Origin of the sequence: Pseudomonas sp. FW300-N2A2 (assembly GCF_017351735.1) — a bacterium.
Classification (GTDB): domain Bacteria; phylum Pseudomonadota; class Gammaproteobacteria; order Pseudomonadales; family Pseudomonadaceae; genus Aquipseudomonas; species Aquipseudomonas migulae.
This window is the reverse complement of the sequence record NZ_JACNDU010000001.1, coordinates 477,149-503,539: the sequence shown is the minus strand read 5'-3', so window position 1 is coordinate 503,539 and position 26,391 is coordinate 477,149. Positions and strand designations below refer to the sequence as shown.

The window sequence follows — 26,391 nt, the reverse complement described above, 5'->3', positions numbered from 1 at the left end:
GAGAGTGGGGCGCGCATAACGCGCCCCGTTCAAGGTACTGCTGACCATGAACTATCAGTTGAACTTTGCCGCCGTGTGGCGCGATTTCGACACCTTGCTGGCGGGGCTCGGTCTGGGCCTGGAGCTGGCGCTGGTGTCGATCGCCATCGGTTGCGTGATCGGCCTGATGATGGCGTTTGCTTTGCTCTCAAAGCACCGCGCATTGCGGGTGATGGCGTCGGTGTATGTGACGGTGATCCGTAATACGCCGATTCTGGTGTTGATTCTGTTGATCTACTTCGCGTTGCCGAGCCTGGGGATTCGTCTGGACAAGATCCCGTCGTTCATCATCACCCTGTCGCTGTATGCCGGTGCGTACCTGACCGAAGTGTTCCGTGGCGGGTTGTTGAGCATTCCCAAGGGCCAGCGTGAAGCCGGGTTGGCCATCGGCCTGGGCGAGTGGCAGGTCAAGGCCTACGTCACTGTGCCGGTGATGTTGCGCAATGTGCTGCCGGCCTTGTCGAACAACTTCATTTCGCTGTTCAAGGACACCTCGCTGGCGGCGGCGATTGCCGTGCCCGAGCTGACCTATTACGCGCGCAAGATCAATGTCGAGAGCTACCGGGTGATTGAAACCTGGCTGGTGACCACAGCGCTCTATGTTGCGGCCTGTTACCTCATTGCCATGATGCTGCGTTACCTCGAGCAGCGTCTGGCGATCCGCCGATAGGAGGCCCTCATGTACGAATCACCCAGTTGGTTGCATGAGTTATGGGTTGCCCGCGAAGTGTTGTGGCAAGGCTTCCTGACCAGTGTGCAGGTCTCGGCGCTGGCGATTTTGCTGGGCACGATGGTCGGCATTGTCGCCGGTCTGGTGCTGACCTACGGCAAGTTCTGGATGCGTGCGCCGTTCCGTTTTTACGTGGACATTATTCGCGGCACACCGGTGTTTGTGTTGGTACTCGCTTGCTTCTACATGGCGCCCGCATTGGGCTGGCAGATCAGTGCATTCCAGGCCGGAGCCTTGGGGTTGACGCTGTTTTGCGGTTCCCACGTCGCCGAGATTGTGCGCGGCGCGCTGCAAGCGTTGCCGAGCGGGCAGATGGAAGCGAGCAAGGCGATTGGCCTGACGTTTTATCAAGCCCTCGGTTACGTGCTGTTGCCTCAGGCGCTGCGGCAGATCTTGCCGACCTGGGTCAACTCGTCCACCGAGATCGTCAAGGCTTCGACGCTGCTGTCGGTGATCGGCGTGGCCGAGTTGCTGCTCAGCACCCAGCAGATCATCGCCCGGACCTTCATGACGCTGGAGTTTTACCTGTTCGCCGGATTTCTGTTTTTCGTCATCAACTACGCCATCGAATTACTCGGCCGGCACATTGAAAAGCGGGTGGCCTTGCCATGACTCAACCTCAAGTTTCGAACGTTCCAAATGAGCAGCCCCTGCTGGACATTCGCGGGCTGCAAAAAAAATATGGCCAGCTCGAAGTGCTCAAGGGCGTCGACCTGACCATGCAGCGCGGCAACGTGGTCACGCTGATCGGCTCCAGCGGTTCGGGCAAGACCACGCTGCTGCGTTGCGTGAACATGCTCGAAGAATTCCAGGGTGGACAGATCATGCTCGATGGAGAATCCATCGGCTATGACGAGGTCAATGGCAAGCGCATACGCCACCCGGAAAAAGTCATCGCCCGCCATCGCGCCATGACCGGCATGGCGTTCCAGCAGTTCAATCTGTTCCCGCACCTGACCGCATTGCAGAACGTCACCCTGGGGTTGCTCAAGGTCAAAAAGCTGCACAAGGACGAGGCTGTCGCGCTCGCCGAAAAATGGCTCGAGCGGGTCGGTTTGCTGGAGCGCCGCGATCACTATCCGGGGCAGTTGTCGGGCGGTCAGCAACAGCGCGTGGCGATTGCCCGGGCGATTGCAATGAACCCAAGCCTGATGCTGTTCGACGAAGTCACCTCGGCCCTCGACCCGGAACTGGTGGGCGAAGTGCTGAGCGTGATCAAGGGCCTGGCCGAGGATGGCATGACCATGTTGTTGGTGACCCATGAAATGCGCTTCGCTTTCGAGGTCTCGGACAAGATCGTTTTCATGAATCAGGGGCGTATCGAAGAGCAGGGGCCTCCCAAGGAGCTGTTCGAACGCCCGCAATCACCGCGTCTGGCTGAGTTCCTCAAAAACACGCGGTTTTAACTTTTAGCTTTTCAATCAGGAGAAACACTCATGAGCATTACTCGTTACGGCACCGGCAGCAGCGCCGCTGGCGGTACGCCTCGTCCTTTCGCCCGCGCCGTTGAAGCCGACGGCTGGCTGCACGTTTCTGGCCAGGTGCCGGCGTTGGATGGCGAGATCATTGTTGGCGGCATCGTCGAGCAGACTCACCAGACCATGAAGAACCTGATCGCGATTCTCGAAGAGGCCGGTTATGGCCTCGAAGACGTGGTGCGCGCCGGGGTGTGGTTGGAAGATCCGCGGGATTTCACCAGTTTCAACAAGGTCTTCTCCGAGTACTTCAAACCCGAACACGCACCGGCCCGGGCCTGCGTGCAGGCGAACATGATGGTTGATTGCAAGGTTGAGATCGACTGCATCGCGTACAAGAAAAAGGCCTGAACCGAGTCGCGCCCATCGCTGGCAAGCCAGCTCCTACAAGGACCGCGCAAACCTGTAGGAGCCGGCTTGCCGGCGAAGGCGGCCTAACGGTCGACACGGCACTCTGGGTAAACTCCCGGCACTTTGATTGGGAAACACTGACATGACCGAAGACACCATCAAGCGCCGGGCTCGCGGTCTGGACCGGGCGTTCGATATCCTCGATTTCCTCAAGGAAATCGGCCAGCCCCTGCGTCCGAATGAAATTGCCAGTGGCATCGGCAGCCCGAAATCCACGGTCTACGAACTGGTGGCGTCCTTGCTTGAACGGCGGATTCTGGAGCCCGTGGGCAAGGACGGTCACGTCTACCTCGGCCGTCAGCTGTACTTCCTCGGGCAGGCGCATTTGCGTCATTTCGACCTGACCCGCGAGGCCGATCACGCCCTGCAGGAGATCGTCAGCCAGACCCATGAAACCGCGCAGATGTGCCTGCTCAACGGGCGCAAATACACGGTGGCATTGATGAAAGAGGGCGAGCGGCATTTCCGCATTTCCTCGGACATCGGCGAGAACGCGCCGATCCCCTGGACCGCGTCCGGGCGCCTGTTGCTGGCGCACCTGAGCGACCAGGAAATCATCGACCTGATCGATCACGACGACTTCATCCTGCCTAACGGTGAACGCCTGCCGCTGGAGCAGTTTCTCGGTGAAATCCGTCAGGCCGGCATCGACGGTTTTTTCTCCTTCGACAGTGTCGCCGACACCTTTACTCATTGCTTCGCTGCCCCGGTCAAAGACCCGAACGGCGTGGCCATTGCAACCCTGTGCATCGTCGCTCCACGGGCCGATGCCAAGACGCATTACAACGACTATCGCCGGGTGTTGATCGACAACGCCAACCGCCTGGCCCGTCGCATTAACGAATAACAGCGGCTGTTCGCGGCCGCGAAAATGTGAGGAGTTCGACCATGTCTTCTGCCCAAAATACTGCTGCCGTGGAAAAGGGCTTTGCCCAGGCCGGTGCCCATCTGGTGCGCGACGTCAGCCTGCCGGCGCTGGTGCTGCACCGCGAGGCGCTGGAACACAACATTCGCTGGATGCAGGCGTTCGTCAGCAACAGCGGCGCCGAACTCGCGCCTCACGGCAAAACCAGCATGACCCCGGCCTTGTTTCGCCGCCAACTGGACGCCGGCGCCTGGGGCATCACCCTGGCCAGCGCCACGCAAACCCGCGCGGCGTACGCGCACGGTGTGCGTCGGGTGCTGATGGCCAACCAACTGGTGGGGACGCCGAACATGGCGCTGATCGCCGATTTGTTGGCGGACCCGACGTTCGATTTCCATTGCATGGTCGATCACCCGGACAACGTCGCTGACCTCGGCGCGTATTTCGCCTCGCGCGGTGTGCGCCTGAACGTGATGATCGAGTACGGCGTGGTGGGTGGCCGTTGCGGTTGCCGGACCGAGGAGGAAGTGATCGCCCTGGCCAAGGCCATCAGCGCACAACCCGCGTTGGCACTGACCGGTATCGAAGGTTATGAAGGCGTGATTCACGGTGATCATGCAGTCACCGGCATTCGTGCGTTCGCCGCGTCGCTGGTGCGTCTGGCGGTGCAATTGCAGGACAGCGGCGCGTTCGCCATTGCCAAGCCGATCATCACCGCGTCGGGTTCGGCCTGGTACGACCTGATCGCCGAGTCCTTCGAAGCGCAGAACGCTGGCGGACGTTTCCTCAGCGTATTGCGCCCTGGCAGCTACGTGGCCCACGACCATGGCATCTATAAAGAAGCGCAATGCTGCGTGCTCGACCGTCGTAGCGACCTGCACGAAGGCCTGCGCCCGGCGCTGGAAGTCTGGGCGCATGTGCAGTCGTTGCCGGAACCGGGTTTTGCGGTGATCGCCCTGGGCAAACGCGACGTGGCCTACGACGCCGGGCTGCCGGTGCCGTTGCTGCGTTACAAGGCCGGTGTGGTGCCGGCAGCGGGCGACGACGTCAGTGCCTGCAAGGTGACGGCGGTGATGGACCAGCACGCGTTCATGACCGTGGCGCCGGGGATTGAGTTGCGGGTGGGCGACATCATTTCGTTCGGCACTTCGCACCCGTGCCTGACGTTCGACAAGTGGCGCACGGGGTGTCTGGTGGATGAGCAGTTGAATGTCATCGAAACCATGGAAACCTGTTTTTAAGGTTCCAGACCGAGGCGCGGCCATCGCCAGCAAGCCGGCTCCTACAGGGGGAACGCATTCCATTGTAGGAGCCGGCTTGCTGGCGATGGCGCCCGCCGAGACACCACCGAACCACCAGAGACACCACAACAATGAACACCATCAACACACTCGGCCCCAACATCCCGCGCATCGCCTTGATCGGCGAATGCATGATCGAGTTGCAACACCGCGCCGACGGCAGTCTGCAACAGAGCTTCGGCGGCGATACCTTGAACACGGCGGTCTATCTGTCCCGCGAACTGGGAGAAGGCGGCAGCGTTGATTACGTCACCGCCCTGGGCGATGACAGTTTCAGCGATGCCATGTGCCGAAGCTGGGCCGCCGAAAACATCGGCCTGGACATGGTCCAGCGCCTGCCCGGTCGCTTGCCCGGTTTGTACTGCATCCAGACCGACGCCGCCGGCGAACGTCGCTTTTTGTACTGGCGTAACGAAGCCGCCGTCCGCGATTGCTTTACCACGCCAGCCGCCGCGCCGATCCTCGCGGCGCTGCCGGATTACGACGTGCTGTATTTCAGCGGCATCACCCTGGCGGTGCTCGGTGTGCAAGGTCGGGAGAAGTTGCTGGAAAGCCTGATCGAAGCACGGCAGCGGGATGCGCGGATTGTGTTCGACAACAACTACCGGCCACGTTTGTGGGCGTCGATCGAGGACGCTCGGGCGGCGTATCGCAGCGTGTTGCCGTATGTGGATCTGGCGTTGCTGACTGTCGACGACGAACAGGCGTTGTTTCATTTTTCCGATTGCGAGGCGGTGTTCGCCGCTTACGAGCAGGTGGGTACGCCGGAAGTGGTGCTCAAGCGTGGTGCCGAAGCGTGCCTGATTCGCTGTGAGGGCGAGTCGTTCGAGGTGCCGGCGCAGAAGGTCGAACGCGTGGTGGACACGACGGCGGCGGGGGATTCGTTCAGTGCGGCGTACCTGGCCAGTCGGCTCAAGGGGGGGAGCCCGGTGGAGGCCGCCGAGGCCGGGCATCGGTTGGCGAGTCGGGTGATTCAGGTGCCGGGGGCACTGATCCCAAGGTAGTCGGTGAATGGCCGGTTGGCTGCGCCACCGGATCGCTGGCAAGCCAGCTCCTACAGGTTTTTCGCGGTCTTTGTAGGAGCTGGCTTGCCAGCGATGAGGCCCTCAAGCCAACCGCTCAATCCCGATAAAACACCTGCACCAGGTGATAGCCAAACTTGCTCTTGATCGGCCCATGCACCACCCGCAACGGCTTCTTGAAAATCACCGCATCAATCACACCGACCATCTGCCCAGGCCGTACTTCACCGAGATCACCGCCGCGCTTGCCGGACGGGCAGGTGGAATACTTCTTGGCCAGCACATCGAAGGCTTCGCCCTTGGCGATGCGTTGTTTGAGCTGCTCGGCTTCTTCCGAGGTTTTCACCAGAATATGGCGGGCTTGAGCTTTCATGGGGCGAGTACCTTGCAACGGTAGTGGCTATGTGGGTGGATCGGGGCGCGCGATTATGCCTCAACTCACTCGGGTTGGCCGATCATCGTGCGAATCTTGTTGGCCAGCAGGTCAACCGAAAACGGTTTGGCTACCATGTCCATGCCTTCCTCAAGGAAGCTCTGACGCTCGGCGGCCATTTCCGCGTAACCGGTCATGAACAGCACTTTGAGCTCTGGACGGTGCTGACGGGCGATTTCTGCCAATTGCCGACCGTTCATGCCCGGCAGCCCGACATCGGTCACCAGCAGATCGACCCGCAGACCGGATTCGAGCAGGGGCAGGGCGGTCTTCGCATCTTCGGCCTCGTGGGCGTGATAACCCAGCTCCTTGAGCAGATCGAACACCAGCATGCGCACCGCCGGATCATCTTCCACCAACACCACGGTTTCCCCGGCTATCGCTGAGGGGGCCTCGCCGATGATCGGCGTCAGCACATCTTGCGGCTCCATCTCGTGCAAGCGCGGCAAGAACAGGCGCACGCTGGTGCCCTGGCCCGGCAAGCTGAACAGGCTCACGTGGCCACCCGACTGCTGGGCAAAACCGTAGATCATCGACAAACCCAGCCCCGTGCCCTGGCCGATAGGTTTGGTGGTGAAAAATGGATCGAACGCCTTGGCCAACACTTTCGGGGTCATGCCGGTGCCGTTGTCACTGACGGCGATCATCAGGTAATCCCCGGCCTTGACGGGTTCCAGAATGTTGATGTCACTGCTGTCCAGATAGACATTGGCGGTTTCGATACGCAACTCGCCGCCATCGGGCATGGCATCCCGCGCATTGATGACCAGGTTGAGCAGGGCGTTTTCCAGTTGGCTGACGTCGGTGCTGACTGGCCAGGCTTCATCGGCCAGTTGCAGTTTCAGCTCGATGTGGTCGCCCTTGGTGCGGCTGAGCAAATCTTCCAGAGAATGAATCAGTTCGTTGGCGTTCAGCGGCTTGCGGTCCAGCGATTGGCGCCGGGAGAAGGCCAGCAGGCGATGGGTCAGGGCGGCTGCGCGGTTGGCTGACGACACCGCCGCTTCGGTGAAACGGCCTATCTCGGCGGTACGCCCATCGGCGATGTAGCGCTGCATCAGGTCGAGGCTGCCGATGATCCCGGTGAGCATGTTGTTGAAGTCATGGGCGATGCCGCCGGTGAGCTGGCCGACCGCTTCCATTTTCTGCGCATGGCGCAGGGCATCTTCGGCACGCTCGCGTTCGAACATTTCGTTTTGCAGGCGCTGGTTCGCTTCGGCCAATTGCTGGGTACGGGCGGCGACACGTTCCTCAAGGGTTTCGTTGAGGTTGCGCAAGGCTTCTTCGGTCTGTTTGCGCTCGGTTTCGTCGATCACAAAAATATAGAAACCGTTCACCGCGCCATCCGGCCCGTGGCGGGGCAGGTAATTCATCAAGGCTTGTCGAGTGCTGCCATCACGATGCGGCGTGCTGATGCTGAAACAGCAGGTCCTGCCCGCCAGTGCTTCGGCGATGTATTCGGCACGTAAGGCGTAGGCTTCTTCACCCAGCACCTCACGAATAGTCCGACCGTAAAGCTCCTGGGGCGTCAGGCCGTACCAGTCGAGGTACGCCGCGTTGTTCAGGCGAAAGCGTTCCTCGCTGTCAACGTAACTGATCAGGATCGGCATGGCGTTGATGATCAGTTGCAGCTCGGTCTGACTCTGACGCAAGGCCTGTTCGGTGTGTTTTCGTTCGGTCAGGTCCAGCGCGGCGCCGAGGAAACGGATCGGCCGGCCATGGTGGTCCTTGTAACAACGGCCCCGGGCAAACACCCAGCGCAACTGGCCGTCGGGTTGCAGCAGGCGATATTCCTCGGCGTATTCGCTGCCCTGGGTGATGCACTGCTTGATGCCGCGGGTGACCATCGAGCGGTCTTCCGGATGCACCGCTTCGAGATAGTCGCTGATGGGCAACTGACTGGCGAGTAGCGGGTCGATGCCATGCAATTGGGCGAAGTGCGCGTCGGCAATGAAGCGGTCTTCGCCGATGTCCCAGTCCCAGGTGCCGACGGCGTCAGTGGCAGCCAGCGCCAATTGCAGGCGTTCCTCGGTCTCGCGCTGAGCCTTCAGGCTGGCGGCCGAGCGCTGCTCCAGTTCGAGGGCAATGCGTCGGCGTTCGTTGGTTTCGATGGCTGTGACCAGAATCCCGGCGACGTCGGCGTGTTCATCGCGGATCGGGCTGTAGGTCAAATCCAGCCAGAAGTCGGAATCATTCCCGTCGCGTTGCAGGGTGAAGCGTTGTTCGCTGTAAGTCCGCACCTGGCCTTGTAGGACGGCGCTGTAAATCGGGTCGGTAAAGTCTTTGAGTTCTGGCCAGATCTGGTGCGTCGGTTGTCCGAAAGCGTGCGGATGCTTGCTGCCGGCCAGCAGCGCGAAGCCGTCGTTATAGATCTGCGTAAGCTGCGGCCCCCACAGCAACAGCATCGGCATCGGTGAGTGAATCACGATGTCCACCGCTGTGCGCAGGCTCTGCGGCCAGTCACTGGCGGCGCCGAGCGGGGTGCACGTCCAGTCCAGTCTGGCAATCAAGGCCTGGGCATCGCTGCCGGTGGGTACTGCGTTCATCAAGGTGTCCTGCACGTCGGTCGGGGTGACGGCGTCTACTATCCTAGGGCGGTAGACGCTGAATGACCGATTTTTCGGGTCATTTCTGTTCATTGAATGCTTCGCGGGTGTTTTTTGCCATGGAAATCGATGCGCTGTTAAAGACCCTGTCCAGCCAGGAGGGTTCCGATTTGTACCTGTCCACCGGTGCGCCACCCTGCGCCCGGTTTGACGGTGTACTCAAACCCTTGGCCGACCAGCCGTTCAAACCGGGGGAAATCGCCGCGATTGCCGCGTCCATCATGGACGCCGAACAGCGACTGGAGTTCGATCGGGAACTGGAGATGAACCTGGCGATCTCGTTGGCGGGTGTCGGGCGCTTTCGGGTCAATATTTTCAAGCAACGCAACGATGTGTCGATCGTGGTACGCAACATCAAGCTCGACATTCCGCGTTTCGAAGACCTCAAGTTGCCACCCGTGCTGCTGGAAACGGTGATGCTCAAGCAAGGGCTGATGCTGTTCGTCGGCGCCACCGACTCGGGCAAGTCGACCTCGCTGGCGGCGTTGATCGATTACCGCAATCGCCATAGCAGCGGGCATATCGTCACCATCGAAGACCCTATCGAGTACATCCACCGGCACAAAAAATCGATCATCAATCAGCGCGAGGTCGGCGTCGATACCCGCAGTTTTCATACCGCGCTGAAAAACACCCTGCGCCAGGCACCCGATGTGGTGCTGATCGGTGAGATCCGCGACCGCGAGACCATGGAGCATGCGCTGGCGTTTGCCGACACCGGGCATTTGGTGATTTCCACCTTGCATGCTCACAACGCCCATCAGGCGCTGGATCGCATTATCAATTTCTTCCCGCAAGAACGGCGGATGCAACTGCTGCATGACCTGGGCAACAATCTTAAAGCGTTCGTTTCCCAGCGCCTGGTGCGCACTCGTGACGGTCAACGCAGGGCGGCGGTAGAAGTGATGCTGGGCACGCCGACCGTAGGCGACCTGATACGGCGCAATGAATTCGACGAGCTCAAAGGGATCATGGAGAAGTCGACCGAACAGGGTATGCAGACGTTCGATTGCGCGCTGTACGCATTGGTGATCGAAGGCGCTATCGGCGAAGAAGAGGCCTTGAAGCATGCGGACTCGCTGAACAATTTGCGCCTGCGGCTCAAGCTGCATGCCGACGCATCACCGGGACCCAACGCACAACCCGGCGAATGGGGCCTGATGGACTGACACGGATGAAAAATGTGGGAGCGGGCTTGCCCGCGAATGCGGTGTATCAGTCACTAGTGATGTCGACTGGCGTATCGCATTCGCGAGCAAGCCCGCTCCCACAGTTGATCTTCATCAGTCCTGGAGTTCCGGTCGATCCCGAAATTGCTCCAGCGCTTCGGGATTGGCCAGCGCATCGGTGTTTTTCACCGTCTGGCCATGCACCACGTTCCTCACTGCCAACTCGACCACTTTGCCGCTGATGGTGCGCGGAATGTCCGTCACCGCGACAATCTTCGCCGGTACGTGACGTGGCGTGGTGTTGGCGCGGATGACCTGGCGAATCTGCTGTTGCAGCGCCTCGTCCAGTTCGACGCCCTCGACCAGCCGCACGAACAGCACCACCCGCACGTCGTCTTGCCATTGCTGACCGATGGCCACACTGTCGGTGACTTGCGGGACTTTCTCCACCTGACGGTAAATTTCCGCCGTGCCGATGCGCACGCCGCCGGGGTTGAGTACCGCATCCGAGCGTCCGTGAATCATCATCGCGCCGTGAGCCAATTGTTCGGCGTAGTCGCCCTGGGCCCAGACGCCGGGGAACAGGCTGAAATAAGACGCGCGCAGTTTTTCCCCGGTCGGGTCGTTCCACAGGCCGACGGGCATGGCCGGAAAGTGTCGGGTGCAGACCAGCTCACCTTTTTCGCCAATGACCGCGCGGCCGGCATCGTTCCAGACTTCGACCGCCATCCCCAGGCTCTTGCCCTGGATTTCGCCGCGACGTACCGCCAGCAGCGGATTGCCGTTCACGAAGCACGAAACGATGTCGGTGCCACCGGACATCGACGCCAGGCACAGGTCGGCCTTGAGGTCACGGTAGACGTAGTCGTAGCTTTGCGGTGATAGCGCCGAGCCGGTGCACAACAGGGTTTTCAGCGTGCCGAGATCATGGCTTTGCCGAGGCTTCACACCGTTGCTTTCCAGGGTCGCGAGGTACTTGGGACTGGTGCCGAACACGCTGATGCGCTCGTCGTCGATCAGGTCGATCAAGCGTTCCGGGCCGGGATGAAATGGCGAGCCGTCGTACAGCACCACGGCGCTGCCGACGGCCAGGGCTGACACCAGCCAGTTCCACATCATCCAGCCGCAAGTGGTGTAGTAAAACAAGCGGTCGCCGGGCCCGAGGTCGCAATGCAGGCCGTGTTCCTTGACGTGCTGCAACAGCACGCCGCCGGTGCTGTGGATGATGCATTTGGGCACGCCGGTGGTGCCGCTGGAATAGAGGATGTACAGCGGATGGGCGAAAGGCACGGCAACGAAATCCGGCTCGCCGCCCGGTTCGTAGAACGCATCCCAAAGCGTCACGCCTGCGTGGGTGCGGAAGTCTTTGATGTGCGCCTGGGGTCGTGCGTAAGGCACCACGATCAGCTGTTGCAGCGACGGCAGGCGTTCAAGGATTTCGTTGACCTTGGCGCTTTGGTCGATGTCTTTGCCGGCATAACGGTAACCGGCGCAGGTGATCAGCACTTTCGGTTCGATCTGGCCGAAGCGGTCGATGACGCCCTGGGTGCCGAAGTCCGGCGACGAACAGGACCAGATCGCCCCGAGGCTGGTGGTGGCGAGCATGGCGACCAGGGTTTGCCAGGTGTTCGGCATGCACGCGGCGACGCGGTCGCCAAGGCCGACACCGACGGCGATCAAGCTGTTTTGAAAACCGGCGACATGCTCGGCCAGTTCGGCCCAGGTCAGTTGTTCGCGCTGACCGTTTTCGCCAATCGCAATCACGGCGACGGCATCGTCACGACGGCGCAGCAGGTGTTCGGCAAAGTTCAGGGTGGCGCCGGGAAACCACTGGGCGCTGGGCATGTGATCGTCTTCGATCAGCACAGCATCCGGTTGCGTATGGAAACGAATATCGAAGAAATCGACGATGGCTTGCCAGAAATCGACCCGTTGATCGATGGACCATTGGTGCAGGGCGGCGTAGTCGGCAATGTCGAGGTGGTGGCGCTGATTGATGGCGCGCCGGAAGGCGTCCATGCGGGTCTTGGCGATGCGTTTGGCGTCAGGTTGCCAGAGGATGTCGGACATTTTTTGCCTCTTCTTTTTCTATTTCGAGATCCAATCGCCGGTAAGCCGGCTCCTACAGGTTATCGGTGTTTTCATGAACGACGCACGACCTGTAGGAGCGAGGCTTGCCCGCGAAGAACGATAACGCGGTCTATCGCCCAATCACTGCGCCAACCACCCACCGTCTATATTCCACGCCGCGCCCCGCACTTGGCTACCGGCCTCACTGCACAAAAACAGCACCAGTTCACCCAGCTGAGGCGGCGTAACGAACTCCAGCGACGGCTGCTTCTCGGCCAGCAAATCGTGCTGCGCCTGCTGCGGATCAACCCCTTTGGCGATGCGGTCGTCAATCTGCTTCTGCACCAACGGCGTCAACACCCAGCCTGGACAGATGGCGTTGCAGGTGACGTTGGTCGTGGCGGTTTCCAGGCCGACCACCTTGGTCAAACCGATCACCCCATGCTTGGCCGCGACGTACGCCGCCTTGCCCACCGAACCGACCTGGCCATGCACCGAAGCGATATTGATAACCCGTCCCCAACCCTTGGCGCGCATGCCCGGCAAGCTCAAACGGGTGCTGTGAAACACCGACGACAGGTTGATCGCAATGATCGAATCCCAGCGCTCCACGGGAAAATCTTCCACCGACGCCACGTGCTGAATGCCGGCGTTGTTGACCAGAATGTCCACGCCGCCGAACTCGCGCTCGGCGTAGGCGATCATGTCGGCAATCTGCGCCGGGTCGCTGACATCGGCGGGGTGATGACCGACCTTGCCGCCGAACTGTTCAACCTCGGCAATCACTGTGGAGGCATCGCCGAAACCGTTGAGAATCAGGTTGGCGCCAGCCTTGGCCAGGCTGAGGGCGATGCCCAGGCCGATGCCGCTGGTGGAGCCGGTGACCAGTGCGGTCTTGCCTGAAAGAGTCGTCATGAATACCTCACACAATGCCAGTGGCGTAGAAAGTACCGATCACCACAAAAACCGCCAGGGTCTTGATCAGCGTAATACAGAAAATGTCTTTGTAGGCTTCGCGGTGGGTCAGGCCGGTCACCGCCAGCAAGGTGATGACCGCGCCGTTGTGCGGCAGGGTGTCCATGCCGCCACTGGCCATCGCGGCGACGCGGTGCAGCACTTCCAGGGGAATGTTCGCCGCATGGGCCGCAGCGATGAAGTCATTGGCCATGGCCGCCAGTGCAATGCTCATGCCGCCCGATGCAGAGCCGGTGATGCCGGCCAGCAAGGTCACGGTGATCGCTTCGTTGACCAGTGGGTTGGGAATGCTTTTGAGCCAGTCGGCCAGCACCAGAAAGCCTGGCAAGGACGCGATTACCGCACCAAAACCGTATTCGGACGCCGTGTTCATCGCTGCCAGCAATGAACCGCTGACTGCACTTCTGCTGCCTTCGGCCAACTTGCCGCGAATCGCCTGGAAGCCGAACACCAGCACCATGATGATGCCGACCAGCAAGGCAGCCTGAACGGCCCAGATCGCCGTGAGTTTGGCGACATCGGTGGTTACCGGTGCGGCCATGCCCGGCAGCGCGAGGCTGTGGGTCTTGCCGTACCACTGGGGAATCCACTGGGTAAACAACAGGTTCATGATGCCGACGGCCAACAGCGGCGACAGCGCGATCCACGGATTCGGCAGTTTGATGTCTGCGGCGGTTTCCGGTTCGTTGCGCAGGTCGGTGCCGTAGCCTTCACCCGAAATCTGAGCCTTGTTGCGCTGGCGCTGCAGAAACGCCATGCCGGCGCAGACCACGAAGATTGCGCCGATCAAACCCAGCCACGGCGCCGCCCACGCGGTGGTGTTGAAGAAGGTGCTGGGGATGATGTTCTGGATTTGCGGGGTGCCGGGCAGGGCGTCCATGGTGAACGAGAAGGCGCCGAGGGCGATGGTCGCCGGGATCAGGCGCTTGGGAATATTGCTCTGGCGGAACATCTCGGCCGCGAACGGGTAGACCGCAAACACCACCACAAACAGCGACACGCCGCCGTAAGTGAGCAGGGCGCAAACCAGCACGATCACCAGCATCGCCTGACGGGTGCCGAGCAGGCGAATCGCCGCCGCAACGATGGAGCGCGAGAAACCCGACAGCTCAATCAGCTTGCCGAACACCGCGCCGAGCAGGAACACCGGGAAATACAGTTTGATGAAGCCGACCATTTTCTCCATGAACACCCCGGTGAAAGCAGGGGCGACGGCGGAAGGGTCGGTGAGCAGGACGGCGCCGAGGGCGGCAATCGGGGCAAAAAGGATAACGCTGTAGCCACGGTAGGCCGCGAGCATCAGCAGCGCGAGGGCTGCCAAGGCAATGATCACACTCATGGTGTGTCTCCTGGATTGTTATTTTTGTGGGGTGAAACGGTGTGAGGAGGGGCTTTAGCGAGAACTGTGCCAAGGTGGCAACATATTGAAATATAAGGATATTTATTGTTTTTTCAGAAGCGAATTAGCGTATTTGTCTCTGTTTTGAGATTTTTTGTGATGTCGAGGGCCTCATCGCCGGCAAGCCGGCTCCTACAGGGTGCGTGTTGTGAATGCGATCTCCTGTAGGAGCCGGCTTGCCGGCGATGAGCGCGCAGCGCTCCGAGGGAGTGTCTAACAATGGAGATGCGTGTCTCGTTATAGAGACTCGGCAATCCCCAACGCCACCATCTTCTTGTACAACGTCGACCTCCCAAGCCCCAGCCGCGCCGCCGCCTCAATCACTTTCCCCCCGCATTGCGCGAGGGCCGATTCAATCAACTGCCGGTCAAACCGTTCACGCGCCTCACTGAACGTCTCGTGTGCCACCGACTCAACCTTTAAAGGCGCCACACGCTCCACCGGCGTAAACGTACCAATCGCCGCGCGGATATCGGTTGCGTTCAGCATCAGATCGTCACTGAGCAATGCCGCTCGTTCCAGCACGTTGCGCAGCTCGCGAATGTTCCCCGGCCAGGCGTGTCGGGCGAGCAACTCCAGCGCCTCGCGGTTCAGCTCGTGCTGACTGCGCAGTTCTTCAAGAATGGCCTCGCTCAAAGCCGGCAAATCATCAAGACGATCACGCAGCGGCGGCACCTGGATCGGCAGCACATTGAGGCGGTAATACAAGTCGGCACGAAACTCGCCGCGTTTGATCGCCGCTTCAAGGTCGGTGGAGGTCGCGGCGATCACCCGCACATCGCTCTGAATCACTTCGTTGGACCCGACCGGTTCGAATTCCTTTTCCTGCAACACCCGCAGCAGCTTGCTTTGCAGCGGCAGCGGCATGTCGCCGATTTCATCCAGAAACAGCGTGCCGCCCTGAGCAATCTGCAACTTGCCTACGCGACCCTTGCGATCGGCGCCGGTAAACGCGCCGGGGGCAGTGCCGAAGAATTCGGCCTCGAGCAGCGCCTCGGGAATCGCTGCGCTGTTGATGCTGACGAAAGCCTTGTGCGCACGGGGTGATGCGCCATGAATCGCCTGCGCCAGCAGTTCTTTGCCGGTGCCGGTTTCGCCGAGCAGCAAAACCGGGGAATCAGCACTGGCACTGCGTCGGGCGCGGCGTTTGACTTCGAGGCTGGCCGCGCTGGTGCCGATAAAATGCGCGAAGTTGTACTTGGTCTGCCGCGCCCGCAGCAGCGAACGGGTGGAGGCCAGTTCTTCCTGCATGCTCATGTAGCGCTTGAGCATCGGCGACAGGCTGCGCAACTCATCGAACAACGCGAAACCGATGGCGCCGATCACCACGCCGGCGTCGTCATGGATCGGCAGGCGCATCACCACCAACGGTTCCTTGGGGGTGTCCTGCATGTCGAGCAGAATCGGTCGGCCGGTGCGTACCACTTCTCGTAGCAGGCTGCCGGGGATCACGCTTTCGCAGGCCTTGCCGATGGCCACTTGCGCCGAATCCAGACCGAAGCGTCGGGCATAACGTTCGTTCATCCAGACGATGTTCGCGTCGCGGTCGACAATCACCGTGCCTTCACTGGACTGCTCGATGATCTCGAACAGCGAACGGATCGCCAACAGACGAACGCGCTGGTAATCCTTGAGGCTTTCGGTGGTGTTCATGGGGTCATGTCCAGAATGTGTGTGTCTGTGCGGGCCTCTTCGCGGGCAAGCCTCGCTCCTACAGGTCGAGGTGATTTGTAGGAGCGAGGCTTGCCCGCGAAGGCAGCGACGCGATTTTATGCCTGTTGCAGATGCGCCGCCGCCAACAGCTCTTTGGTGTACGGATGCTGCGGTGAATCAAACACGTCGTGGCTGGCGCCGCTTTCCACCACTTTGCCGTCCTTGATCACGATCATGTCGTGGGCGAGGGCGCGAACCACCGCCAGGTCGTGGCTGATAAACAGATACGTCAGGCCGTGTTTTTCCTGAAGCTGGCGCAGCAGTGCGACCACTTGTTTCTGCACGGTGCGGTCCAGCGCCGAGGTCGGTTCGTCCAGCAGGATCAGCGCCGGTTTCAGCACCAGCGCCCTGGCGATGGCGATGCGTTGGCGCTGGCCGCCGGAGAATTCGTGGGGGTAGCGATGGCGGCTTTGCGGGTCGAGGCCGACTTCCTGCAGGGCCCGAATCACTTCGGCCTTGCATTCGTCCGCCGTCAACTGGCTATGCACTTCCAGGCCTTCACTGATGATTTGTGCCACGGACATCCGTGGGCTGAGGCTGCCGAAAGGGTCCTGGAACACCACCTGCATTTTCTTGCGCCATGGCCGCAGTTGCTTTTGCGTCAGGCCGTCCAGCGCCGCGCCCTGAAAGCGAATGCTGCCTTCGGAGTCGAGCAGGCGCAGGATCGCCTGACCCAGTGTCGACTTGCCCGAGCCGGACTCACCGACAATGCCCAATGTCTTGCCGCGCTGGACATTCAGGCTGATGCCGTCCACGGCATGCAAGTACGTTTTGCGCTGAAACAGCCCGCCACCGAGGGGGAAGCGCACGCAAAGATTGTCCACTTCCAGAACGTTCTCGCGCTCGTCACGGGGCAGCGCCTGGCCTTCCGGTTCGGCGTTCAGCAGTACGCAGCTGTAGGGATGTTTCGGCTCGGTGAACAGCGTTTCGCACGGTGCCTGTTCGACGATTTCCCCGGCCTTCATCACGCACACACGCTGAGCGATGCTGCGCACCAGATTGAGGTCATGGCTGATCAGCAGCAATGACATGCCGAGCCGCTGTTGCAGGGACTTGAGCAGGATCAGGATCTTGCGCTGCACCGTAACGTCGAGCGCAGTAGTGGGCTCGTCGGCAATCAGCAACTCCGGTTCGCAGGCCAGCGCCATGGCGATCATCACCCGTTGCCGCTGGCCGCCGGAGAGTTGATGCGGATACGCCTTGAGCCGCTCTTTGGGTTTCTGGATGCCCACGAGGTGCAGCAACTCCAGTATCCGCTCCTGCGCAGCTTTGCCGGTCAGGCCCTTGTGCAGCAGCAGGGTTTCGCCGATCTGCTTTTCAATGCTGTGCAGCGGATTGAGCGAGGTCATCGGCTCCTGGAAGATCATGGCGATGCGGTTGCCCCGCAACTCTCGCAAAACCCTGGACGAAGCGCCGAGCAACTCCTTGCCGCGATAGCGGACGCTGCCGCTGGTTTCGGTGCCGGTCTCGGGCAGCAGTTGCAGGATCGAGTGCGCGGTCACCGATTTGCCGGAACCCGACTCACCCACCAGCGCCAGGCATTCACCGGGGCGGATGTCCAGACACAGGTTGCGCACCACGGTCTGGCCGCTGAAGGCCACGCAGAGGTCACGGATTTCGATCAGGTTGTTACTCATATCAACAGTCCGCGTCAGGATCGAGGGTCAAAGGCATCTCGCAACGCCTCGCCGATAAACACCAGTAAAGACAGGATCAACGCCAGGGTAAAAAACGCGGTCAGCCCCAGCCACGGCGCTTGCAGATTCTGCTTGCCCTGACCGATCAACTCGCCCAGCGAGGCACTGCCGGCCGGCATGCCGAAGCCGAGGAAGTCCAGCGCGGTGAGCGTTGAAATGGCCCCGGTCAAAATGAACGGCAGGTAGCTCAGCGTCGCGTTCATCGCGTTAGGCAGGATGTGCCGCACGATGACTTTGCGGTCGGTCAGGCCCAGTGCCCGCGCAGCCTTGACGTATTCGAGGTTGCGCCCGCGCAGGAACTCGGCACGCACCACGTCCACCAGTGCCAGCCAGGAAAACAACGCCATGATCCCCAGCAGCCACCAGAAATTCGGCTCGACAAACCCCGACAGAATGATCAGCAGGTACAGCACCGGCAGACCCGACCAGACCTCCTGCAAACGCTGGCCGATCAGGTCAACCCAGCCGCCGTAATAGCCTTGCAGCGCGCCGGCGGCGATGCCGATCAGTGCGCTGACAAAGGTCAGCATCAGTGCAAACAGAATCGACACCCGCGCGCCGAAAATCACCCGTGCCAGCACGTCGCGAGCCTGGTCGTCGGTGCCCAGCCAATTCACATTCGACGGTGGACTTGGTGCCGGTTTGTTCAGGTCGTAGTTAGGCGTGTCGTCGCTGAACGGGATTGGCGGAAACAGCAGCCAGCCGCCGTCCTTTTTGATCAGCTTCTGTACATAGTCACTGCGGTAATCCGCCTGGAACGGCAGTTGCCCGCCGAACGCCTGCTCGGTGTAGCGCTTGAACGCCGGGAAGTACAACGAGCCCTGATAACTGACCACCAGCGGTTTGTCGTTGGCGATCAGCTCGCCACCGAGGGTCAGCAAAAACAGGCCGACAAATAGCCACAGCGACCACCAGCCACGGCGGTTTTTCTTGAATCGGTCGAAACGGCGGCGCGCCAACGGCGAAAGCTTGAACATCAGGCATTCCTCGCGGCGAAGTCGATACGCGGGTCGACCAGCGTGTAGCACAGGTCGCCGACCAGTTTTATCAGCAGGCCGAACAGCGTGAAGATGAACAGCGAACCGAACACCACCGGATAATCCCGCGACACCGCAGCTTCATAACTCATGCGGCCCAGGCCATCGAGGGAGAAGATCACCTCGATCAGCAACGAGCCGGCGAAAAATACGCTGATGAACGCCTGGGGAATGCCCGACACCACCAGCAGCATGGCGTTGCGGAACACATGGCCGTAAAGCACGCGACGTTCGCTCATGCCTTTGGCGCGCGCCGTGACCACGTACTGGCGGGTGATTTCATTGAGGAAGGAGTTTTTGGTCAGGATGGTCAATGTGGCAAACCCACCGATGACCAGCGCCGTGACCGGCAATACCAGGTGCCAGAAATAGTCGGCGATCTTGCCCACGGTGGACAGCGAGTCGAAATTGTCCGAGACCAGGCCGCGCACCGGAAACCAGTTCAGCGACGTGCCGCCGGCGAACACCACGATCAGGAACATCGCAAACAGGAACGCCGGCATGGCGTAGCCAATGATGATCGCGGTGCTGCTCCAGATATCGAATTGGCTGCCGTGGTGCACGGCTTTGCGGATGCCCAGCGGGATCGACACCAGATAGGTGATCAGCGTGGCCCAGAGCCCGAGGGAAATGGTCACCGGCATTTTTTCTAGGATCAGGTCGGTGACCGTGGCACCGCGGAAAAAGCTTTTGCCGAAGTCCAGTCGCGCGTAACTGGTGAGCATCAACCACAGGCGTTCATGGGCCGGTTTGTCGAAGCCGTATTGCTTTTCGATTTCCTTGATCAGTTGCGGGTCCAGGCCGCGACTGGCTCGCGAACTGCCGCTCATGACCTCACCGGAACCGCCGCCGACGCTGGCGCCGCCGATGCCTTGCAGGTGCGCGATCGCTTGTTCAACCGGGCCGCCTGGCGCGGCCTGAACGATGACGAAGTTGACCAGCAGAATGATCACCAGGGTCGGAATGATCAGCAGCAGGCGCCGCAGAATATAAGCCCACATCAGTGCGGCCCTCCGGGTTTGCCGCGCTTGATCAGTTCGGCGGTCATCTGTTGGTTGGTCAGCGGCGTGGTGCTCACTTCCCACCAGCTCTCGATGGCTTCGTCATTGGCTGCTTGCACGCTGGGAATGCCGAAACGGTTCCACCACACGGTCGAGCTGCCCGGCGGGTAGTAGTTGGGAATCCAGTAATAGTTCCATTGCAGTACCCGGTCGAGGGCATGGGCGTAGCGCAACATGTCGGCCTGGGTGGTGGCGCGGACCAGGCCGTTGACCAGCGTATCGACCGCCGGGTTCTTCAACACCATGTAGTTGTTGGAGCCCGGATCGTTGGCCGCTGCCGAACCAAAATAGTTATTCAACTCGTTGCCCGGCGACGTGGTGACCGGGTAGCCGGTGACGATCATGTCGTAATCCCGGGACATCAGGCGATTGACGTATTGGGAGGAGTCGATGCGGCGGATGTTCAGGTCGATGCCGATCTGCTTCAGCGTGCGCTTGTAAGGCAACAGCAAACGGTCCATCCCGTTCTGACTGACCAGGAAGGTAAAGCTCAGCGGCTGGCCCTCGGCATTCACCAATTGATCGCCATCGGGTTTCCAGCCGGCCTGTTCGAGCAAATCCAGTGCTTGCAGTTGTTTGTCACGGATCACGCCACTGCCGTCGGTTTTCGGCGCTTCGAATACTTTGGTGAACACCTCGTCGGGGATCTGTCCGCGCAGCGGTTCGAGAATCGCCAGTTCGGCGGCATCCGGCAGGCTGCGGGCGGCGAGGGCGGAGTTGGAGAAGAAACTCTGCTGGCGGATATACATATCGCGCATCATCTGCCGGTTGCTCCATTCGAAATCCCACAGCATCACCAGTGCCTGGCGGACGCGGCGATCCTGGAACATCGGGTTCTGCAGATTGAACACAAAGCCCTGGGCCGATTGCGGCGCTTCTCTGGCCAGGTGCGCCTTTTGCAGGCGACCGTCGCTGAGGGCCGGGCTTTCGTAACCGATGGAGTAGGCGGTGGCGGAGAATTCGCGGTTGTAGTCGTAGGCGCCACCGCGCAGCACCTGACGCGCGACATCGGTATCACCGAAGTACTCGATGCTGAAGTGATCGAAGTTGTACAGCCCACGGCTGACCGGCAGGTCCTTGCCCCACCAGTCCGGATTGCGTTCGAAGGTGATGCTGCGCCCGGAGTCGACCTTGCCCACCCTGTACGGGCCGCTGCCCAGTGGTGGCTCGTAACCACCACCGCTGGCGAAATCGCGGGTTTTCCACCAGTGCTCGGGAAACACCGGCAGGGTTGCGATGTCGAGGGGCAGGGTGCGGTTTTCGTTGCTTTTGAAGTCGAAACGCACCGTCAGCGGGGATTCCACCTCGACGCCTTTGACGTCGGCGAACTGGGTGCGATAACGCAGGCTGCCCTGGGTCATCAGCAGGTCGAAGGTGTAACGCACGTCTTCGGCGGTGATCGGCTTGCCGTCGGCGAAGCGAGCCTTGGGGTTGAGGTAGAAACGCAGCGATAACCCGTCATCCGAGCGCTCCATTTTCTGCGCCACCAGACCGTACACGGTGTAAGGCTCGTCCTGCGAGCGCTGAGCCAGCGGCGAATAGATCAAACCGTCGATCTGCGTCACGCCGATGCCTTTGTCTATATAAGGCAGGACATGGTCGAAATGCCCGATCTCGATCGCCGAACGACGCATCGTGCCGCCCTTGGGGGCTTGCGGATTGGTGTAGGCAAAATGACTGAAGCCGGCCGGGTACTTGGGCGGTTCGCCGTAGACGGTCAGCGCGTGTTGCGGTGCGGCGTTCACACCGGCGGCGCCCAGTAGCAGGGTCACGGCAGTGAACAACAAAACAGGGAAAGCCAGTCGCATTTTCAGCCTTAGAGCCGGGTGATCGATAACCGCAATTTGTACGCTAGCGGCGCGTCCCTCGCCAGTCGTATCACGTACCCGAAACACGACGGCCCACCAAAAGGCGGGCCGTTGTGCATGAAACTACGCGAATGACTCAGTCCTGACGGCTGGTCACTTCGAGCAAGTGGTAGCCGAACTGGGTCTTGACCGGGCCTTGCACGACGTTGATCGGTGCGCTGAAGACCACGGTGTCGAATTCCTTGACCATCTGGCCCGGACCGAACGAACCCAGATCACCGCCCTGACGGCTGGACGGGCAAGTGGAGTTGGCTTTGGCAACTTCGGCGAAATCGGCACCAGCCTCGATTTGGGCTTTGAGTTCGTTGCACTTGTCTTCGCTGGCAACCAGGATGTGACGGGCAGTGGCTTTAGCCATGGAAAAATACTCCTTCTAATGTTCAGTAAAGTGCTCAGCCTACCGGATTCAGTAGGCTATTTCTCCTCAAAGTTCCCCCCGGCTCACAGACCCGCCTTGCGCAGACGTTCGACGTGTTGCACGTACAGGTCAATCGGGTCGATGTCTTTGCGAACCCGACCGACTGTCTGGCTGATGCTGTCCAGGTGGTCCAGCGGATAGTCGGAGCGGATCACCTTGCCCAGATGAGAGCTGAAGCGGCCGACCATGCCGTCGTTTTGCTCGGCCTCGATGGTGAAGTACCTGGCAAAAGCACGGGAGCACCCATTCAGTGGGTCAAGTGCGTTGAGCCCTTCATCGAGGAGGTTGCCCTGCAGGGTTCCGCTCCAGGAATAGTAGCGAACGCCGTTGACCCGCTCGCTGCCCTTGCCGCCCCAGGTCTTCGGCAGCCCTTGAGGGTACTTCTCGTTAAACGCGCTGACGCCTTCGGTGGTCAAGGCATTGAGCGCAGCGATCGCGTTTTGCGGCAGGTGGCGGTCGCCACTCAACAAGGACAGGAAGTCAGCGAACAACGTGGCCACCGTGTCGGCGACCTGTTCCGGCAGCTGTCCAGGCGTCAGCGCCTTGCGCAGGAAATCCGCCAGTTCCGAGCCACGGTTGGGCCCGCTGACCGAGGTCACTGACGCAACGATTTGCGGCGCTATCGCTGCGGCATAGCGGGCGGCCAGCGCTCCCTGGCTGTGCCCGATCAGGTTGACCTTGTCTGCACCGGTGCCTTCCAGCACCCGTTCGATCTGTGCCAGAAGCTGGTCACCGCGTGCTTCATTGGTATGCGTAGCCGACAGGTGCGGGATGAACACCCTGGCGCCGGCGCTCCTGAGGGTTTGCTTGATGTCATGGAACAGTTCGAAAGGGCCGATCCGATCGAAGCCAAACAGGCCGTGGACCAACAGGATGGGGTGGAGGGTGCTTGCATTCCGTTGCATGTTCATACCTTTTCGCGGGAGTTCGTGATGTGTCCGGGGCTCACTCTAAAGCACTCGGACGTTTGCGCGATGTATGAAGAAGCCGCTGTGAATGGGTGAAAACGGAATAGGGAATGTACGAATATTCGAATCAGCAGGAGGCTCTTTTCGGAATGTCCGGACGTCCTTTAATCGGAGGTAGCGCAGAGTTCTGCAATGACCTACCTCCGGAATGTCATTTGCCTGTCAGCCGCGTGCGGTTCTCAGCTGTTCCGCCGCTGAACGCAACAACGTTTCGGTCCCCTCCCAGCCAAGGCAGCCATCCGTCACCGATACACCGTACTGAAGCGACGGACTCAGCGGCTGGCAACCCTCGAACAGGTGACTCTCAATCATCATCCCGATCAGTGAGCGATCACCTTGCAGACGCTGCTCAAGCACATCGTTGAACACCGCCGGTTGACGTAGCGGGTCTTTGCCGCTGTTGGCGTGGCTGCAATCGACCATGATCCGGGCCGGGATCTTCAGTTTGGTCAGGTCGCTGTTCACCTGGGCGACGCTGGCGCGGTCGTAGTTCGGGCCGCGATGACCGCCGCGCAATACCAGGTGAGTGTCAGGGTTGCCGGGCGTCTGGATGATCGCGGGGTGCCCCTGACTGTCGACACCGAAATGCCGATGCGGATGAGCGGCCGAGCGCATGGCGTCACTGGCAACACCGACGCCACCATCGGTGCCGTTTTTGAAGCCGACCGGCATGTTCAGGCCGCTGGCCATTTCCCGGTGGATCTGCGATTCAGTGGTGCGGGCGCCAATGGCGACCCAGCTGAGCAGGTCGTCGAAGTACCCGGCGGCCATCGGTTGCAGCAGTTCGGTGGCAATTGGCAGGCCGAGTCGAAGCATTTCGCGCATCAGCTCCCGTGACAGGGTCAGGCCACCGGCCATGTCGTCGCTGCCGTCCAGGTGCGGATCGTAGGCCAGGCCTTTCCAGCCGACGGTGGTACGGGGTTTTTCGACGTAGGCGCGCATCACCAGCAGCATTTCATCGCTGACGTCGGCGGCGAGGCGGGCGAGGTGACTGGCGTATTCGAGGGCGGACTGCGGATCGTGAATCGAGCAAGGACCGACGATGACGAGCAAACGGGAGTCTTCACCGTTGAGAATCGCGCGGACCGCATCGCGGTGGGCGGCGACTTGCCGGGTCAGGGCGTTGCTGAGCGGCAGTTGCTGTTTGAGTTGCAATGAGCTCGGCAGGCGCAAGGTCAGCGCTTCATTGGCAGGGCTCAGGGTGGACAGCGGCAAAGCAGAGACGGACGAGTTCATGTTCAGGCTTCCTGGGCGGGCGGCGGGTTCGTTCCCGCGCGCTCGGCCCTACTGGGGTGTTCGACAATTGGCCGGATTGGCTGCGTGTGTGTGCTTGCCACCTGTGGGTGACCGATCGGAGGCGGCAGGCTGTCCCGAGCGGAGGCTGCTAAATCGCCAGGCGGTAAAACTGTCGTGACGGTAATAAGTGGCGTAGTTCATGTCGTGAATCCTCAAAATGTCTGGTTGTTGCTAAAAAGTGTGGGGGCTGAAAAAACAAAACCCCCGGTCGGGAGGCCGACCGGGGGTTGAGAATTCTCTGGTGGCGACCCGTTTAAAGTGGGCGCCGTGTGGGTATCAGGCGCGCCAGTGGCTAAACCAATACCCAAAATAAAAGCTGACCGAAGCGCAAACGACATTCACCCGGGCAGCCGCAACCGAGCGCGGGGCGCTGGCGGAACGAAGCTGTGAGAGGGCGTTGAACATGGTCTGTCTCCGATGGATGCGCCGAGCTTACTAGAGGCCGGTACACGGATTCAATCAGAAATTGCTATTGGTTGCTGGCGGCGTTTTCTATCGCTTGAGTGCGTCGGCGGTTGTGACACACTCGCCGTTTAAACAAAAACACAACGTCACAAGGACGAACCATGACGACGCTGACCATCGCCGCCGCTCAATCGATCTCCATCGCCGGAGACCTGGCCGCCAATATTGCGTGGCATCAACGCTTCATGCAGGTGGCGGCGGAGCAGGGCGTGCAGTTGCTGGTGTTTCCGGAACTGTCACTGACCGGGTACGAGCGCGGGCTGGCGGCTGAGCTGGCCATTGCACCGAAGGATTCGGTGCTGCAACCGTTGCGCGATTTTGCGCAGGAAGTCGGCGTAACGACCATAGTCGGGATGCCTGTTCGTCTGTCGGAGCATTCGCCGGTGTTGATTGGAGCGCTGGTACTGGGCGCCGATGGTTCACTCGAGGTCTACAGCAAGCAGCATCTGCATCCCGGCGAGGAAGTAGCGTTTGCGCCGGGCACTGGCGGTTCGCCCCTGACCATCGGCGGCGATACGATAGCCTTGGCGGTGTGCGCCGATTTTTCCCACGCCAGTCATGCGGCCGCAGCGGCGCAACAGGGCGCCGACCTGTATGCCGCAGGTGTGCTGATCACCGAAAATGGTTACGCCCCCGACACTGCGTTGTTGCAAGGCTATGCCGTCAAACATTCGATGGCGGTGCTGATGGCCAACCATGGCGGTGCGACGGGGGGTTGGGAGTCGGCAGGACGCAGCGCCATCTGGGCGTCGGACGGTTCGCTGATCGCTGCCGCACCTGGCACGGGCAATCTGCTGGTCATTGCTCGCCGCAATGCTGACAGCTGGACGGGGCGCGTCGTCGCCGTCGCGGAGGCCTGATGGGATTCGAATTACGTCCTGCGACATCGCAAGACCTCGACTTTGCTCGTGAACTGACCTGTAAAACCATGCTCCGCTACTACATTCAGCACGATCTGCTGTGGCAGGACGAGGCTTTTGATGTGGCCTGGGCGGGGCGGGAAAACTGGCTGATCGTCCGTGATGATGTACGGCTGGGTTATGTAAGCCTGAGTCGGGATGCAAGGGCCTTGTATATCCGTGAGTTACACGTGCTCGAAGCGTTCCGGGGGCAGGGCGCCGGTTCCTGGGCGATCGATCAGGTATTGGCAATGGCGTGCAAGGAACGACGCCCGGCATTGCGCCTGACGGTTTTTGAAAATAATCCGGCGAAAGCGTTATACGAGCGAAAGGGCCTGGCAGTGGTCGGTGAAGACGAGTGTTTCCTGAGAATGCAGCGCGATGTCGATGCCTCGTATCGCTGAAACACGCATGAGACAAGCCTTTCAAGATGTATTGAAACTTTTTATATGACGCTTGCCGCTAGGTCTGCCAGTT

Annotated in this window: 23 protein-coding genes; 10 read left to right on the top strand and 13 right to left on the bottom strand. The window is 60.7% G+C overall.

Going from position 1 to position 26,391, the window contains the following annotated elements:
• Nucleotides 1–46 precede the first annotated feature (46 nt).
• The 7 genes from J4E42_RS02100 to J4E42_RS02070 all read left to right on the top strand — a co-directional run bounded on the left by J4E42_RS02100 (nt 47) and on the right by J4E42_RS02070 (nt 5,825).
• Entirely contained in the window at nt 47–709 is a 663-nt protein-coding gene (locus J4E42_RS02100; protein ID WP_008033038.1) for an amino acid ABC transporter permease, read from the top strand.
• Between the two features lie 9 nt (nt 710–718).
• Complete coding sequence (locus J4E42_RS02095) at nt 719–1,381, top strand: amino acid ABC transporter permease (RefSeq protein ID WP_008033040.1); 663 nt, start codon at nt 719–721, stop codon at nt 1,379–1,381.
• The gene (locus J4E42_RS02090) at nt 1,378–2,175 is read left to right on the top strand and encodes an amino acid ABC transporter ATP-binding protein (protein WP_207284443.1); all 798 of its coding nucleotides are present in this window, start codon (nt 1,378–1,380) and stop codon (nt 2,173–2,175) included. Before J4E42_RS02095 ends, J4E42_RS02090 begins: the two co-directional genes overlap by 4 nt.
• A gap of 30 nt (nt 2,176–2,205) precedes the next feature.
• Nucleotides 2,206–2,595, top strand: coding sequence for a RidA family protein (locus J4E42_RS02085; protein WP_008033044.1), 390 nt, complete (start codon nt 2,206–2,208; stop codon nt 2,593–2,595).
• 142 nt (nt 2,596–2,737) lie between these two features.
• On the top strand, nt 2,738–3,502 hold the full coding sequence (locus tag J4E42_RS02080) for an IclR family transcriptional regulator (protein ID WP_008033782.1): 765 nt from the start codon (nt 2,738–2,740) through the stop codon (nt 3,500–3,502).
• A gap of 41 nt (nt 3,503–3,543) precedes the next feature.
• Entirely contained in the window at nt 3,544–4,761 is a 1,218-nt protein-coding gene (locus J4E42_RS02075; protein WP_207284442.1) for an amino acid deaminase, read from the top strand.
• A gap of 131 nt (nt 4,762–4,892) precedes the next feature.
• Nucleotides 4,893–5,825 (top strand): sugar kinase, encoded by a 933-nt coding sequence (locus J4E42_RS02070; protein WP_207284441.1) that lies wholly within the window; start codon nt 4,893–4,895, stop codon nt 5,823–5,825.
• Nucleotides 5,826–5,940: 115 nt separating this feature from the next.
• Here J4E42_RS02070 and J4E42_RS02065 read toward each other — a convergent pair whose 3' ends face one another.
• A complete protein-coding gene (locus J4E42_RS02065; protein WP_007898282.1) occupies nt 5,941–6,216 on the bottom strand; it encodes a peptidylprolyl isomerase in 276 nt (91 codons plus the stop codon).
• Nucleotides 6,217–6,281: 65 nt separating this feature from the next.
• Nucleotides 6,282–8,819 carry a PAS domain-containing protein gene (locus tag J4E42_RS02060; RefSeq protein WP_207284440.1) on the bottom strand — a complete coding sequence of 846 codons (2,538 nt, stop codon included), beginning with the start codon at nt 8,817–8,819 and terminating at the stop codon, nt 6,282–6,284.
• Nucleotides 8,820–8,938: 119 nt separating this feature from the next.
• On the opposite strand from J4E42_RS02060, the gene J4E42_RS02055 reads away from it, so the two are divergent.
• On the top strand, nt 8,939–10,048 hold the full coding sequence (locus J4E42_RS02055) for a PilT/PilU family type 4a pilus ATPase (RefSeq protein ID WP_207284630.1): 1,110 nt from the start codon (nt 8,939–8,941) through the stop codon (nt 10,046–10,048).
• Nucleotides 10,049–10,162: 114 nt separating this feature from the next.
• Here J4E42_RS02055 and J4E42_RS02050 read toward each other — a convergent pair whose 3' ends face one another.
• The 11 genes from J4E42_RS02050 to J4E42_RS02000 all read right to left on the bottom strand — a co-directional run bounded on the left by J4E42_RS02050 (nt 10,163) and on the right by J4E42_RS02000 (nt 24,490).
• The gene (locus J4E42_RS02050) at nt 10,163–12,118 is read right to left on the bottom strand and encodes an acetoacetate--CoA ligase (RefSeq protein ID WP_207284439.1); all 1,956 of its coding nucleotides are present in this window, start codon (nt 12,116–12,118) and stop codon (nt 10,163–10,165) included.
• A gap of 141 nt (nt 12,119–12,259) precedes the next feature.
• Nucleotides 12,260–13,033, bottom strand: coding sequence for a 3-hydroxybutyrate dehydrogenase (hbdH, locus tag J4E42_RS02045; protein WP_008033792.1), 774 nt, complete (start codon nt 13,031–13,033; stop codon nt 12,260–12,262).
• 7 nt (nt 13,034–13,040) lie between these two features.
• Nucleotides 13,041–14,432, bottom strand: a complete 1,392-nt coding sequence (locus J4E42_RS02040; RefSeq protein ID WP_008037115.1) for a GntP family permease — start codon at nt 14,430–14,432, stop codon at nt 13,041–13,043.
• Between the two features lie 297 nt (nt 14,433–14,729).
• On the bottom strand, nt 14,730–16,145 hold the full coding sequence (locus J4E42_RS02035) for a sigma-54-dependent Fis family transcriptional regulator (RefSeq protein ID WP_192496308.1): 1,416 nt from the start codon (nt 16,143–16,145) through the stop codon (nt 14,730–14,732).
• 116 nt (nt 16,146–16,261) lie between these two features.
• On the bottom strand, nt 16,262–17,842 hold the full coding sequence (locus J4E42_RS02030) for an ABC transporter ATP-binding protein (protein ID WP_207284438.1): 1,581 nt from the start codon (nt 17,840–17,842) through the stop codon (nt 16,262–16,264).
• A gap of 14 nt (nt 17,843–17,856) precedes the next feature.
• On the bottom strand, nt 17,857–18,879 hold the full coding sequence (locus J4E42_RS02025) for an ABC transporter permease (RefSeq protein ID WP_008037110.1): 1,023 nt from the start codon (nt 18,877–18,879) through the stop codon (nt 17,857–17,859).
• Entirely contained in the window at nt 18,879–19,940 is a 1,062-nt protein-coding gene (locus J4E42_RS02020) for a microcin C ABC transporter permease YejB (protein WP_008029533.1), read from the bottom strand. The genes J4E42_RS02025 and J4E42_RS02020 overlap by 1 nt, the downstream gene beginning before the upstream one ends.
• Nucleotides 19,940–21,808, bottom strand: a complete 1,869-nt coding sequence (locus tag J4E42_RS02015) for an extracellular solute-binding protein (RefSeq protein WP_008037108.1) — start codon at nt 21,806–21,808, stop codon at nt 19,940–19,942. Before J4E42_RS02015 ends, J4E42_RS02020 begins: the two co-directional genes overlap by 1 nt.
• 136 nt (nt 21,809–21,944) lie before the next feature.
• Nucleotides 21,945–22,226: a peptidylprolyl isomerase gene (locus tag J4E42_RS02010; protein ID WP_008029538.1), complete on the bottom strand. Its 282-nt coding sequence runs from the start codon at nt 22,224–22,226 to the stop codon at nt 21,945–21,947.
• A gap of 83 nt (nt 22,227–22,309) precedes the next feature.
• On the bottom strand, nt 22,310–23,191 hold the full coding sequence (locus tag J4E42_RS02005) for a triacylglycerol lipase (protein ID WP_207284437.1): 882 nt from the start codon (nt 23,189–23,191) through the stop codon (nt 22,310–22,312).
• A gap of 225 nt (nt 23,192–23,416) precedes the next feature.
• A complete protein-coding gene (locus J4E42_RS02000; protein ID WP_207284436.1) occupies nt 23,417–24,490 on the bottom strand; it encodes a 3-deoxy-7-phosphoheptulonate synthase in 1,074 nt (357 codons plus the stop codon).
• A 626-nt stretch (nt 24,491–25,116) separates the two neighbouring features.
• Here J4E42_RS02000 and J4E42_RS01995 point away from each other — a divergent pair.
• Together J4E42_RS01995 and J4E42_RS01990 are read left to right on the top strand one after the other, a co-directional pair.
• Nucleotides 25,117–25,875 carry a carbon-nitrogen hydrolase family protein gene (locus tag J4E42_RS01995; RefSeq protein ID WP_207284435.1) on the top strand — a complete coding sequence of 253 codons (759 nt, stop codon included), beginning with the start codon at nt 25,117–25,119 and terminating at the stop codon, nt 25,873–25,875.
• Nucleotides 25,875–26,318, top strand: a complete 444-nt coding sequence (locus J4E42_RS01990; RefSeq protein WP_207284434.1) for an N-acetyltransferase — start codon at nt 25,875–25,877, stop codon at nt 26,316–26,318. The genes J4E42_RS01995 and J4E42_RS01990 overlap by 1 nt, the downstream gene beginning before the upstream one ends.
• Nucleotides 26,319–26,391 lie beyond the last annotated feature (73 nt).